This is a genomic window from Poriferisphaera sp. WC338 (assembly GCF_050931845.1).
Classification (GTDB): Bacteria; Planctomycetota; Phycisphaerae; order Phycisphaerales; family Phycisphaeraceae; genus Poriferisphaera.
The window spans coordinates 217852-232071 of record NZ_CP194516.1 but is presented as its reverse complement, the minus strand read 5'-3'; the positions used below and the strand labels follow the sequence as shown (position 1 = coordinate 232071).

At 49.9% G+C, this 14220-nt stretch carries 10 protein-coding genes; 6 read left to right on the top strand and 4 right to left on the bottom strand.

The window, feature by feature from the left end:
* Positions 1 to 44: 44 nt before the first annotated feature.
* Positions 45 to 917 (top strand): class I SAM-dependent methyltransferase, encoded by an 873-nt coding sequence (locus ACQ6WK_RS00955; protein WP_432798869.1) that lies wholly within the window; start codon positions 45 to 47, stop codon positions 915 to 917.
* 2 nt (positions 918 to 919) lie between these two features.
* A complete protein-coding gene (locus ACQ6WK_RS00950) occupies positions 920 to 1774 on the top strand; it encodes a class I SAM-dependent methyltransferase (protein WP_432798868.1) in 855 nt (284 codons plus the stop codon).
* 21 nt (positions 1775 to 1795) lie between these two features.
* On the opposite strand, the gene obgE is transcribed toward ACQ6WK_RS00950, so the two are convergent.
* Positions 1796 to 2911: a GTPase ObgE gene (gene obgE, locus ACQ6WK_RS00945; RefSeq protein ID WP_432798867.1), complete on the bottom strand. Its 1116-nt coding sequence runs from the start codon at positions 2909 to 2911 to the stop codon at positions 1796 to 1798.
* Between the two features lie 169 nt (positions 2912 to 3080).
* Positions 3081 to 3323: a 50S ribosomal protein L27 gene (gene rpmA, locus ACQ6WK_RS00940; RefSeq protein WP_432798866.1), complete on the bottom strand. Its 243-nt coding sequence runs from the start codon at positions 3321 to 3323 to the stop codon at positions 3081 to 3083.
* A 902-nt stretch (positions 3324 to 4225) separates the two neighbouring features.
* On the opposite strand from rpmA, the gene ACQ6WK_RS00935 reads away from it, so the two are divergent.
* The 3 genes from ACQ6WK_RS00935 to ACQ6WK_RS00925 all read left to right on the top strand — a co-directional run bounded on the left by ACQ6WK_RS00935 (position 4226) and on the right by ACQ6WK_RS00925 (position 10610).
* Positions 4226 to 7873 carry a hypothetical protein gene (locus ACQ6WK_RS00935; protein WP_432798865.1) on the top strand — a complete coding sequence of 1216 codons (3648 nt, stop codon included), beginning with the start codon at positions 4226 to 4228 and terminating at the stop codon, positions 7871 to 7873.
* Positions 7874 to 8042: 169 nt separating this feature from the next.
* Positions 8043 to 9548, top strand: a complete 1506-nt coding sequence (locus ACQ6WK_RS00930; protein ID WP_432798864.1) for a hypothetical protein — start codon at positions 8043 to 8045, stop codon at positions 9546 to 9548.
* 9 nt (positions 9549 to 9557) lie between these two features.
* Positions 9558 to 10610: a hypothetical protein gene (locus ACQ6WK_RS00925; protein ID WP_432798863.1), complete on the top strand. Its 1053-nt coding sequence runs from the start codon at positions 9558 to 9560 to the stop codon at positions 10608 to 10610.
* A 54-nt stretch (positions 10611 to 10664) separates the two neighbouring features.
* Here the strand turns inward: ACQ6WK_RS00925 and ACQ6WK_RS00920 are convergent, their stop codons facing one another.
* Positions 10665 to 11801, bottom strand: coding sequence for an MraY family glycosyltransferase (locus ACQ6WK_RS00920; protein WP_432798862.1), 1137 nt, complete (start codon positions 11799 to 11801; stop codon positions 10665 to 10667).
* A 239-nt stretch (positions 11802 to 12040) separates the two neighbouring features.
* Between ACQ6WK_RS00920 and ACQ6WK_RS00915 the strand changes: the two genes are divergently transcribed.
* Positions 12041 to 13258, top strand: a complete 1218-nt coding sequence (locus ACQ6WK_RS00915) for a DNA polymerase Y family protein (RefSeq protein WP_432798861.1) — start codon at positions 12041 to 12043, stop codon at positions 13256 to 13258.
* 82 nt (positions 13259 to 13340) lie between these two features.
* Here ACQ6WK_RS00915 and dapB read toward each other — a convergent pair whose 3' ends face one another.
* Positions 13341 to 14144 (bottom strand): 4-hydroxy-tetrahydrodipicolinate reductase, encoded by an 804-nt coding sequence (gene dapB, locus ACQ6WK_RS00910; RefSeq protein WP_432798860.1) that lies wholly within the window; start codon positions 14142 to 14144, stop codon positions 13341 to 13343.
* Positions 14145 to 14220 lie beyond the last annotated feature (76 nt).

Below are 14220 nucleotides of genomic sequence, written 5' to 3'. Positions count from 1 at the left end.
GGGGGTACTTATGGCGGATCAAGCCATTTTCTTGAGGAACACACATGATCGCAAAGAATCCTGAAAATTGGGACGGGGATATACATGTCAACATGGGTGACGTACAAACCACGATGCTTTTACCGCTGTGGGCGCGTGCGGTCGAGATGCACAAAGATCGCCCGGTAATCCGTGACGAGGCCAGCGAACGTATACTCAAGGCACTCGACTTCGATTTTTCTATGTTTGATAACGCGCGCTACTCCCAAGTTATCATGGCGGCACGGCACACCATGTTCGATGAGTTTGTATTGCGTTATCTCGCAGAACATCCAGACGGCGTGATCATCGAGTTAGGTTGCGGATTAAGCACTCGGTATGATCGACTCGACAACGGCAAAGTACGGTGGTTTGATGTTGATTTGCCCGATGCGATCGAGATGCGTAAACGGTTCTTTGAAGATTCTGAACGAAACAAAATGATTGCATGTTCGATGCTTGAAGAAGCATGGATTCATGAAGTAAAAGCACAAAGCAGATGGGAGGGGCCGTATTTAATGATCTGCGAAGGCGTCACGATGTATTTCGATGAACGAGAAGTGCGCGGACTCATGCAGATGCTCGCAGATGAATTTTCTGGCGGATGGTTTGCATTTGATTCGATGTCGCCACTGATGGTGAAGATGCAAAAACACCATGAACTCTTGAAGTATCTTACCGCAAAGTTCAAATGGGCTCCACGTGATATTTATGTTGTGGAAGAGTGGGATAATCGCCTACATGTAATCGAATCGTTAACACTTAAGAGCTTACCCCGCGAGATTTTCGAACAGCTGCCGCTAAAACATCGCCTCAAGGAACGGTTCATTTCACCAATTGTTGGGCCGTACAGAGTGAACTTAGTCTGCCTGCAAGAAGCCAAAGTACCGGAGGCATAAACATGGTTGCAGAAGGTGACAAAGAAAAGGTTTCGCTAGGCACTATTCAGGAAACAATGATCGTACCCTTATGGGCTAGAGCTATAGAGCAACAGCAAGAAGAACCAATCTTGCGAGACCGGATGTCGGCCGCGATCATGGAACGGCTTGATTATCATATCGAGCCCAAAGGGGTGATGCCGTACTTGCAAGTCAGACTGTCTGTGCGAGGTCGGCTTCTCGATGATTTCGTACTTGAGTTTCTTGGCGAGCATCCACGTGGTTGCGTCATCGAGATTGGCTGCGGTTTAAGTACCCGTTTTCATCGCATTGATAATGGTGAGGTTAATTGGGTCTGCGTGGATCTACCAGATTTAATGCAATTAAGAGAGAAGTTGATTGATCCTCACGAACGGCTTACAAACATCAAGGATTCAATCTTTGAGCATGGTTGGATTGATCAAGTGAAAAAAATTGGCGGTCCTTACATGATCGTAATCGAAGGACTTCTGCCTTATTTTGATAAAAATCAAGTGACCCGCATTTTTAAAACTGTTTCTGATGAATTTGATGGCAGCCGAATTGCATTTGATACACAAACCGAACTATATCGCAAACTGGTTAAACCAGGAAAATTAATTACAGCCGAGGATGGTGAAAGCGGCCTATCTTTCAAGTGGACCGTCAAACAGATTGAAGAAATCGAACAAATGGAAGGACGACTCCATCTGCGCGACACGCGGACATTGCCAGAATTGCCGAAGAAACAGTATCACCGTCTAACGTTCAAGACGCGGCTTCTTGAAACAGCAAGTTGTCTGTTCTGGGGGCGATATCGTGTAAACGTATTTGATATTCTAGGATTTAAATCCCCATAAGCTCAGAGACTAAATTATTGACTAGACTTCGTCATCAATAACATCTTCATCTTGCATAGCAGCTTGTTCTGAAGCTTTCCGATTCTCGATCTCACGAACTTCATCGTCTCGCCCCCATCCCTTGATGTCAGGTGCTTTGGTGTCACGTAATGTTTGCCAGCAATGATCGAGCAGTTCAGTAATGCCGGCCCGTGTGGCAGATGAAATCGGAAAGACTTTGATGCCGAGTTCTGTTTCAATCAGATCGACCGCGGTTTGTTGATCTTCTTCGCTACCGAGCAGATCGAGTTTGGTCAGTGCAACGATCTCCGGCTTCGCGCCCATCTCCACAGAATAAGACACAAGCTCGTTACGGATCGTGTGATAGTTCGAAATCGGATCGGTATTATCGGTGGGCTCAATCTCAATAAAATGCAACACCATGCGCGTACGTTCGATGTGCTTAAGGAACTGGATGCCGAGCCCGGAGCCTTTGTGGGCATTAGCAATCAATCCCGGGATGTCGGCGATAACCAGACGGCGATGACCGGTCAGTTCAGCGATACCAAGCTGCGGCTTGAGCGTGGTAAACGGATAATCGGCAATCTTCGGTGTGGCTTCAGAAACCGCAGAAAGAAAAGTCGACTTACCTGCGTTTGGTTTGCCGACGAGACCGATGTCCGCGATAAGTTTCAGTTCGAGACGAAGATGGAATTCCTCGGCAGGCTCACCGGGGGTTGTTTCGGTGGGGGTTTGATTCGTCGGTGATTTGAAGTGTTCATTGCCGAAGCCGCCCTTGCCGCCTTTGGCGATAACGTAGGTGTCACCAACAGTAACAAGATCAATAATCAGTTCGTCGGTCACATCGTTGTAGACAAGCGTACCAGCGGGGAGATTGATGATCAGGTCCGGCGCGGACTTACCGTGCATTTGCTTGCCAAGGCCTTGCTGCCCTTGCTGAGCTTTCCAGTGATGGCGTCCTGCAAAATCGAGAAGTGTTTCAACTTCATCGGAAGCACGGAGAATTACCGATCCGCCATCACCGCCATCGCCACCATCGGGGCCCCCCTTGGGGATGTACTTGAGCCTGCGGAATGAATTGCAGCCGTCGCCGCCCTTGCCGGATTTTACGAAGATGGTTGCGGTATCGACGATCATGGTGTGTGAACTGCCGGGGTGTTGGTAAAAGTTTATGACTGAAAACTACGAAGTTATTTTACAAAAGAACAACGGGCTCCAATACGGAACCCGTTGCAGATAGATCAAACATAAATCCGTTTGCCTGTGACGCCTGAAGATCAATCTCCAAACAATCACGCTAATGCGATCAGGAAGCAGAGCGGATGTGGACCTTGCGGCCTTGGAACTCGACAACACCTTCGGTCAATGCGAAGAGCGTGTAATCGGTTCCCATACCAACCTGGTAGCCGGGCTTAAACTTGGTGCCGCACTGACGGACAATAATGGAGCCTGCTTTGGCTGCTTGACCGCCGTAGAGCTTGATGCCACGAAATTGTGGATTTGAGTCGCGGCCGTTCTTAGTTGAGCCTTGTCCCTTTTTATGTGCCATGAGATCACCTCTTGTCGCAAAGCGGGTGTACCCGCAGATGATTATCTTCAATGATAGACCGTTACGCTACCAGAATCACGGAGCGACCAGCAGCGAGCGAAGCAGTATACCCGAATGTAGCCGTCCGAGGCAAACAGGCAGGATTGACCAACTCGAGTGCGTCTCCTCTCCACCACACTGACCACCCTGATTCCGTATGAACGGCGGAGCCAGATCATGCTTAACCCTTATGCAAAGCATCAATTGGGGAAAATAAGTGCAAAAGCCAGAGTTCACACAGCAAGTCGTGACTGGCAAGTTAACAACACCCAAAGCCATCCAAAATGGATCTGCAATTATAGGAATTAGTTTGCTAATTCGCTGGGCCGAATCCATCATCCAAGCGACAAGTGCGACAGGCGTGACGCTGGGTGGAAGGCAAGCTGCTGGACGAGAATTTTTTGGTTTTTTTATAAAAAATTCAACCCGGGAGTGGTGGCCTGCCGAAATACGATAAATTTTTCTTTTGATCACAATGACAGGATGATCTCACACACCCGGCAACCTCCTTCCGCAACGTTGCAGATTCGGTAAATCACTGGAAAATCAGTGCTTTTCAGCTCCCCAACCACCACAGTCCAAAGGCACGAGGGTGGTACGACTTGATCGTGATTTGCCTAACACAGGAAAAGGGTGAAATCAAGCATTTTTTTGGGCTGGCTCCGATAAAGAAAATGATCGCAATACTGGTCGCAACATTCACTTGCAGCCAGAGCTTGGGTGATTTAGACTGCGTCATCGGTGGGAAATCAGATTTGTTGTATACGCTGTAAACCTACACAACCGTTGCCAGCCAGGCAGCGGGAACCGTCGTCATCGACAGACGTTTGACGTTCTTATCATAGCTCTTGGGAGGCTACGCGTTGTTCACCCGTAAGCACCTTTCCGTTGCCGTTGTCTGTACTGGACTCATCTCCGGTTCAGCACTCTTACTTAATGCCGCCGACGAACCTGCTGTTCAGCCCACAGCTGCAGAACTGTACGCTGAAGGTATGGGCAAGTTCGAATCTGGCGATCTTGAAGGAGCCCGTTCGGTGTTCCGCCTGATCGATCCGATGCAGCTCGAAAACAAGGCCCAACGGGTCAAGCTGTTTGAATCGATGAAGGCGATCGATCTGAAGGCCGCTCCCAAAGCTAAAGCCAAGGCTGAAAAAGCCAAAGCTGAAGTTGCCAAGATCGCCAGCGAAGCAGCACCACAAGCTGAAGCACCCGCTGAAGAAGCAGCCGCAGCAGTCTCAGAAGAGGCTGTCCAGGATGTTCCTGAAGTCATTGAAGTTGCTCCGCCAAGTGCCGGTGAACTGCTGGCCTCAGCAGATGAAACTGCCGACGCAACCGCAGCAGCCTCACTTTATCAGCAGGTTCTCGCTGACGAAGCGGCTGACACTGCTTTGAAAGCGAAGGCCACTGCCCGCTTGGCTCAGATCAACCGCCAGATGAATGCTGCGGTAACTGATGCCCGCCTTCAAATGTCGCTGGCCGAAGCTGATCTTAAAGCTGGCAATCTTGCTGAAGCTCAGCAACGCTTGGACGCTGTTGCCAACAGCAACGTGAAACTTGGCTGGTTTGACGGCAATAAGCTCAACAGCTTGAGCAAAGCTGTCAGCTCACGCCAAGAAGCCATCGCAGCCGCTCAGGCCGCTGAAGAAGCCACACTCGCCAAAGCCGCTGCCGATGAAGCCGCTGCTCAAGCGAAAGCAGAAGCCGAAGCACTTGCCAAGGCTCAAGCTGAAGCTACCCAGGCCGCTGAAGCTGAAGCACTCGCCAAAGCACAAGCTGAAGCTGAAGCAAAAGCATTGGCCGAAGCCGAGACTGCTGCACTTGCCAAAGCTGAAGAAGAAGCCGCCGCCAAGGCAGCCGCCGAAGCCGCGGCATTGGCTAAAGCAGAAGAAGAAGCTGCCGCCAAAGCTATCGCTGAAGCCGCAGAAGCTGAAGCAGTTCAAGTTGCATCAGCTGCACCTGCAGTTGTTGAAGAAGCACCAGAAGCTGCAAGCAACGACCTGCTCGAACAAGCACGTCTTGCTGCCGCTCAACGTGAAGCACTCAAAGCTCGTGCTGCAAAGGATGAAGGTCAATACGACCTTGCTCTGAAGCTGTACCAGAGTGCAATGCAATACGATCCAGCAAACACACAATACAAGGCTGAGTCTGATGCCGTTCTGGCACTTGCTGCACAGCAGGTCAAGCAGCCACGCAATGCGTTCCAAGCCAATGAGTTTGAGCGTCAACTCCGCGCACAGGCAGCCAAGGCTCAGTTCAAACGTTACCTGAACGAAGCTGTAGCCTCGAAGAACCAGAAAGATTTCCCAGCTGCACGTAATGCTGCTGCAAACGCAAAGAAGGAACTGGACAACGCACGTATTGCAATCTCTTCTTCTGACTACGCACAAATGCGTGGTGATGCGGATCTGCTTTCTGCTGCAATCGAACAAGAAGACATGCAATATAAAGCGGCTCAGCTTCAAGCGAACCGTATCAAACAGGCACATGACGAACGGAAGAGCCGTTCACGTGCTGAAATGGAGCAGCGTCAGCAGGTCAATTCTCTGATCCGCCGTGCAATGGCTCTCCGCAATGAGCAGAAGTACCAGGAAGCATTGGATCTGCTGGATCAGGCACTTTTCCTTGATCCACAGAACTTCCACGCTCAGGGTTACAAGGAAATGATCGAAGACGTGCAGTTGCTCGTCGATGCCAAGCAAGCCTTCCGTGATCAGCGTCTGAACTTAGCGCGTGAAGGCCTTGAGAACCTGCGTGCAACCATTCCAACCAATAAGCTGATCCAGTACCCACCAGACTGGCCACAACTGACTGAACGTCGCTTGAACAATCTTGACGATTCAGATGGTGACACTGCGGTGAACAACGACGTTCGTCGTCGCCTTAAGACACCGATCCAAGCTGAGTTTGATAGCTGGCAGTTCAGCCGTGCGATCGACTTCATCAGCAAGATGACCTCTGCTGACATCTACGTCAACTGGCGTGCTCTTGAAGAAGCAGATGTCGAACGCGACACACCTGTTGATCTTCAACTGAATAACATCCCTGCCAGTGAAGTGCTGAATCTGATCCTGCGTCAGCTCTCCGACGAGTTCAACCCATTGACCAGCTCTGTGATCAACGGCATCCTCGTGATCTCCACCCAAAGTGACCTACAACGTACGATGGAAATCCACACGTACGATATTCGTGACCTGCTGGTTGAAGTCCCTAACTTCGACGACGCACCCGAGCTTGATATCTCAAGCCTCGGCGGAAGTGGCGGCGGAAGTGGCGGCGGAAGTGGCGGCGGCGGCGACAACATCTTCGGCGACGAAAATGACAACGAAAACCAAGAAGATGAACGCACCCGTGAAGACAAGATCGCCGAAATCACCACACTGATCCAAGACCTTGTCGGTTCATACGATGAATGGCTCGAAGGTGGCGAAGACAGCTCAAACCTTCGTGAACTCAACGGCCAACTCTTGGTTAAAACCACTCCGAAGAACCATGAACAGATCCGCGACCTGCTTTCACAGCTTCGTGAAACTCGTGCGGTTCAGATCTCAGTTGAGTCTCGCTTCCTTATTGTTGACCGCAACTTCCTTGAAGAAGTCGGTGTCGACCTTGACGTGAAGATCAATAACATCGGCGGCGGTTTCGGCCCGATCTCTGTTGCACAAGACAGTTGGTCCATTGCGAACCGTCCAAGTACATCGCTAACTCCTCAGAAGTTTAAAGATGTAAGCCCACCACAGGGCCCTGGCACCTTTACACCTGGCTCAGGCTTTGTGCCTCAAACGCTCCGCAGTTTGAATCTTGGCCTGTCATACATTGACGACCTTGAAGTCAACCTGCTGGTTCAGGCAACACAAGCGAATCAGCGATCCATCTCGCTGACCGCTCCACGCGTTACCTTCTTCAACGGTCAACGTGCTTACACCATGGTGGCTCGCGAGATTGCCTATATCTCTGAACTTGAACCCGTTCCAGATGCAGCCGGTTTCCGTATCACCACGGACGTGCTCATTGCCGGTTCTGTTCTTGACGTGCAAGGCACCGTTTCGGCAGATCGCCGCTATGTGACGCTGACACTTCGTCCAAGTATGAGCCGCACACAGTTGCCATTCCGTACCTTTGAAGTGATCGGTACAACTAGCACTGGTGGCGATGACAATAATGGCGGTACACCTGGTACTGATACAACATTCAGTGCAGCGATCGAGCTTCCTGAACTGGAAATCACCAAGGTTCGCGCCACAGTGAGCGTGCCAGACGGTGGAACGATCCTCGTAGGTGGCCAACGTTTGGTCGAAGAAGTTGAAATCGAAGCTGGCGTACCAGTTCTTTCTAAGATCCCATTCCTCAACCGTCTGTTCACCAACAGTTCCACGGTTAAGGATGAACGTACGCTGCTGATCTTGATCAAGCCATCAATCATCATCCAAAGCGAACAGGAAGACCTGCTTTTCCCAGGCTTGAATCAGTCTGCTGAGACCTTCAACATCGGCGAATCGCTGATCAATCAGTAAAGTCGATCGCAATTTGCATATAGCAGCCGCCGACCAAATGGTCGGCGGTTTTTTTATACGTCGATTTTATGAGTATCTAAATGAAAAGTTTCATAGTTTATTACGCCTTATATATACAAAGGCATGATAAACTTGGGCTGCTGTTAGCCGTGCTGAAGGAAGAAGTGTAATGAATCCCCCAGTGAATCAGTCGTGGATGGTGGTCATTAATCTACTCATGATGGCGACTTTTCTGCTAGGTAATGGCCTTGCAGTAGTGTTTCTTTTTGTAACCGCTTGGCGAGGCAAAGTGCGTTGGAGCGGACCGCGGTGTGCAGGATGTGGCTACGACGTGCGGGGTCAGATGAAAATCGACGCAAAAACCGGGGATAAACATGTTGCTGGAAAATGCCCAGAGTGTGGCCGCGATCTCAAAGACAAAAAAGGATTACATTTTGCGACCGGCAAGTTTAGTTGGGGGTTACTTGGCATTGCAGTACTGATCGTCGCGCTAACTCCTTCGCTCCCTATCGGGATCAATTATTTTCAGCAATATTTTTCTGCCAAATTCAAACCACTAGACCAATTGAACTGGTCGGATGTTCGTGTGATTTCTAACCAACGGCTCTGCAACTATATCTTGCTCACGATTCAAACCGGCAGTGCCTATAACGGCTGGCAAGAGCTTGAAAGTCGATTGCAAAACAACGAGCTCAGCCGTGAGCAAATGCGGGCTTTTACAAATCAATTAACGCACGCCATTGAAAATGAAAAGTTCATCTCACGCCAAAACACCGCTGGTAGCTGTATGAAGTTAATTTTAGAAAAAGCCTATGGTGGGCATGAACAGAGTGAACTCTTATCGCGCTTCTGTGGTGGCACGCCAGATTTCATACAAGACAATCGCCTTTTCAATATAGAGCGGCAAAGTTTTAGACTAAAGGGGATTGAAGATTGGCATGCACGACCACTTGGCTTGGAGGAAGAGCTCGCGATTCATGAAATACGTGTGAATGGAAAGAAAATCAATTTATATTACAGCGGTGTAGATGAAGGCGTTCGACTTTCGCGAGGACAACATGGTCTCTACCTGCGTTTCACAACTTTGTTACCCGCAGGTATGCACACGCTTGAGATTGATTATGATCGCATGCTGGTTGAAGGAGATGGATCATCTTCTCAAATCCGCAAGCGAGAAGACTGGCCAAGCTCCGGCCTGTGGGAAGAGTCGGGCACACTCAGTCTTGAAGTCGAAGTTTTTGATGCGGCAACACCAACAAATGCGTTTATTGAACTTGTGCCACATGAAGGAATCAGCAAGCAGCTACGCAAAGAAATGAATGTGCTATTTGCACAAGTACGAAAGAAAAAAGGCACGCGTTATCTGCAATTGGTTTTAGAAGGGGGAAATTGGTGGGAATCACAAGATGGGGTAGACGTGATGCTTGGTGTTAAAGTTAAACTTCAAGATAAATGGCTATCCATGCGGAAGATCGCAAGTGATCTTGGCTGGGGTTATGAATTAGAGATGGATGAATTGCTTTGGCAAGATTGGGACGGTGAGCAGATTGATCTGATAGTTTATGGCGATGCCGAACCTCGGCGTGATCGGCATCAAACAACCAAGGTTTGGGAAGGTGAAATTCCGTTTTATGATGTGAAACTCCGACGATTAGACCGCCTAAGCGCTAAATAGAGATATATGATGGCATGGTTTGAATGGCAACAAGTGAAGATGTGGCTGCCTATTGGCTACGGCCCGACAATGATCGGTGTACTGGTTCTTTTATGGCTGGGATTTCGCGGCAAACGGCGATGGGGCAAAGTACATTGTAAAAAATGTGGTGAAGATTTATCGATGCGCTGGCCCGAGGATGGGGACGTATGCAATGGGAATGACGGAAAATGCGGCCAAAAACTAGGTAAAGAACGCGGTTACCGTATCGGCAAAGGTTTCAACAAACAGTTGATCATCATGGCAATCCTACTGGCGATTTTGCCGTGGGGCGGCATGATTGCCTATGGGTATCTTCGGCATATACAGATGGCTTCGAGTGGTGGGAGCTATCGCTTTCGCATCGTAGAAGATGCCGAACTAATCAATGCGATTCAAACTAATTTTCAAGATTATCAGCTTTGGCAACAATTAAAAGATCGTGCAAAGAATGGGCAACTTGATCAAACAGAAGTTGATCTTGCGGCCGTAGAAATTATTGCCGCAATCAAAGCAACTGGCCAGGCACAGCGTTTCCGTCTTCCCGAACATTACATTACGGAGTTTGTTAAAAACAGCCGAGATCATGGCACGTTATCTAATGCAAAGTTATTTGAAATCGCAAAGGTATGGTGGGCTGGCCAATGGAATGCGGATAGCATGAACAGTTACTACGACAGTGATGCTAACCTCATTGTCGACGTATATTTTGATTACCAACAATTCTATGATTTTCAATCGTTGCTGCGTATGGTTCCCGTGATTGAAAGCGTCAGTATTGATGGGCAATTGATTGAAGTTGAGGTGCTGCGGCTTGTTAAACATCATGCCAAATTGAAACTGAAGAATCACAAACTGGCTAAAGGAAAGCGTCAAGTAGTCATCACTTCACGGCTGGTCGTTTTTGATGTTGGCGCGGGCTGGGGGCTCTCCACCGATGAAGATGGTTGGGAGCATATGGAGAATATCGACCCTGCCGACATGGTTGGTTCATTTGGCGAATGGCAAGAATCTGTCACAGGAACCATCACCGTCGTACCGTGACACGTGCGCGCTTGATTTTCATTTGCAACATCATCACAAGTGTTTAACCGTGCGTTAGACGCTTTCCTTTTCTTTCTGTGGTGCCGTGTGCTCAAGGATCGCAAGCAGGATCACCACGGCTAGTGTGTTTAGTGCGGCAAGAACGGCTTGCCATTTGTCGAGTGTGCCAAGCATCACACCAGAAAGTCCGGTACAGAGCGTGCAAAGCCAGATGACAAACACCGCCGCACGGCGAGAAAGCCCTTTACGCACCAAACGATGTGAGAAATGCTGATGGTCGCCAGCAAAAGGCGAGCGCCCCTGCGCAAGACGGATCAATGTCACAGAGATGAAGTCATAAAGCGGGATAGCAAGCACCATCAGTGGCATGAGTACACCATACCAATGTCCAGGTGGCGTGATACCAGCAGCATTGGAATCAAAGTAGGTCGTGCGAACTGAAAGAACCGCAATCAACGCACCAATAACTAGTGATCCGCCATCTCCCATGAAAATTTTAGCTGGTGGAAAATTGAAACAAAGAAAAGCGATCAGTGCGCCAAGCAACATCGCAGCAAGTGAAGCAACGAACCATTGGCCACCGATGATCGTCGAGGCGAGGAAGAGTGCTGCAATAACTGCAGCAACACCGCCCGAAAGTCCGTCCATGTTGTCAAGCATATTGAAGGCATTGATGATGATCACAAACCAAAGAATCGAGACAAGCACAGAAAGCGCATAACCCGTAGGAATGGCGGTATCGAGAAATTCAAGGATGCGCATCTGTGCAAAAATAACAAGCGCCGCGGAAACGCCGATCTGCACGATAAGTTTAATGAACGGGCCGAGCGCTCGACGGTCATCGAACAACCCCATGAAATGCAATACCGCAAGCGAGCCGAGAATCCCACCACCCATCGGGATACGGTCACGCAGCCCCGGGAGATGTGGCACAACATCCGGAAGGAACTTCTGGAAAATCGATTCTGGGATAACTAGCACAAGAAACATGATCAACAACATCGGGATGGCGATGGCCCAGAAGATACCGATGCCGCCGGTGTTGGGAACCGGATTTTCATGCCTCTTGTGCGCTTCCTCGCCAACCTGATCGAGAAGCCCTGCACGCGTGGAGGCATTCCGGATAATCATCGTCAATGGCAGATTGATGAGAAACGATACCACGATAAAAAGGAGGCAGATGTAAATCATATTGCGAATCAGAGCCTGTGGGAAAGGAGCGTAAGACTGGTAGCTGCCCCATCATACGACGATCCCCCCCCTGCTCGTCAAATGAATCCACTATGCACACTCACCCGCATATGCCTCTTACAACCCGGCTGACAACTCTCCTGACACTAAGCCACCCTCATAACCTCAATCTTTCCTTGACATTGCTATTTTGTTTGGATAATGTTCGGTATCCGATTGCCTTAGCATTGCGACCGAATATGAGCCATCAACTCCGTTACCTTTTCGTCGACATGAACAGCTTCTTCGCCTCGGTGGAGCAGCAGGAGCAGCCACGTCTGCGTGGAAAACCGATTGCGGTGCTGCCGTCAATTGTGGATACGACTTGCTGTATTGCCGCAAGCTATGAGGCGAAGGCGTTTGGCATCCGTACCGGCACGTCCGTCCGCGAAGCAAAGCTAAATTGCCCAGCTATTCAACTCATCGAATCTCGCCCCAAACTTTACGTCGAATACCATCACCGGATTGTCGAGGCGGTCGAATCGTGCTTCCACATCGATCAGGTCTGCTCCATCGATGAGATGCATGGCAAGCTGCTCGGTGACGAACGCGATCAAACCAACGCAACCCAACTTGGCTACCGCATCAAAGCTCGCATCACACACGACATTGGCCAGTACATCCGCTGCTCCATCGGCATCGCACCGAATATTTGGCTCGCCAAAGTCGCCACCAACTATCAAAAACCTGACGGCCTAACAATCATCACGCGGCAAGATCTGCTTGATAAACTCGATAAATTTAAGCTCATTGATCTGCCCGGCATCGGCAAAGGCATGCACCGCAGACTCACCGCAAATCGTATCTATACTATCCAAGATCTGCTGGCTCTCTCAGAGAAAAAACTGGCCTCTATCTGGGGCAGCAAAGTCCTTGGCACAATCTGGTGGAACCAACTGCACGGTTACGACCTGCCCCCTGCCCCAACACATCGACGAACCGTCGGACATTCACATGTACTTCCACCAGCGGAGCGCACAGTCGCCGGCGCGCATACGGTCTTAGTACGCTTGATTCATAAAGCCGCCATGCGTTTGCGTCGCATCGAATATACCGCCGGTCATATGATGGTATCGATCTATTACTTGGAAGAGCCGCGTTGGGAGGTGAGGCTGCCACTAGGAACTTGCTGTGACACACTAACAATGCTCGAAGCATTCAATCGTGCATGGCCGTCGCGCTCGACAGGCCGACCGTTCAAAGTTTCTGTCCAACTTACGGATCTAACTAACAGCCAAAGCACGTCTTTACCTTTATTTGAAGATCAAAACAAACGTAATCGCTTATCAGCTACCATGGACAAGATCGACGAAAAGTATGGTAATCACACGCTCTATTTCGCAGCAATGCATGAAGGAATCAACTCCGCCCCCACGCGCATCTCCTTCACACAAATTCCAGACGAAAAAGATTTTTAAGAGCGCATCAAAGATCTCAACGTAAAAAAAAGCACCGCCCATAGCATGTGCTTCTCATAATACTTTTCATACAACACCAAAATCAATCATCAAGCCCAAGCACAGATCGCATGTCGTATCGGCCAGCAGGTTTGTCACGAAGCCACTTCGCAGCTCGTAATGCGCCAAGCACATACGAATCGCGCGATGTTGAGACGTGCTTGAGTTCAAGCCGCTCACCGAGTGTGGCAAAGTACGCGGTATGCTCGCCGGGATGGTCGCCGATACGGATCGCTTGCACGGTGATCTCATTGGGTTGGCGTTGGCAGTCATCACCGTGTCGCTGGAGAACTACATCCTGCTCAAAATCACGATCGGTCGCATCACAGATGTGTTGAGCAAGGGTGAGGGCAGTGCCGGAGGGCGCATCTTTTTTGAAACGATGATGTGCTTCGACGATCTCGATGTCGTAGTCCGGACCGAGAAGTTGGGCGGCCTTGGCGGAAAGCAAATTGAGCACGTTCACAACAAGCGAAAAGTTCGAGGCGTAGAGGACCGGGATTTCCTTCGCGGCATTATCGATCAGGGTTTGATCCTCCGGGACAAGGCCAGTCGTGCCAATGACCAACGGGATACGCCGGGTGCGGGCCACTTCGATGATGTTCCGCATCGCAGCCGGCACGGAAAAATCAATGATCGCATCCGGTGCACAGGATTCCGGTAGATGGTCAGTGAGGGGAATACCAATAGCCCCCGTGTGAACGAGGACACCGAGGTCCTTGCCGAGGCTCGGACTGGCCGGTGCGTCGATGCCAGCCACCACAGAAAGGTCCGGGTCTTCATGCCCGAGAGCGACGAGTCGTTGTCCCATGCGGCCGGCGGCGCCGGAGATTGCGATATTGGTCATTTGATTCACACCTGTCTGAAAGCAAAAAAGTTAGGAAAAAGTGGACACCAATCAACGTCACGATAATGCCGGACCC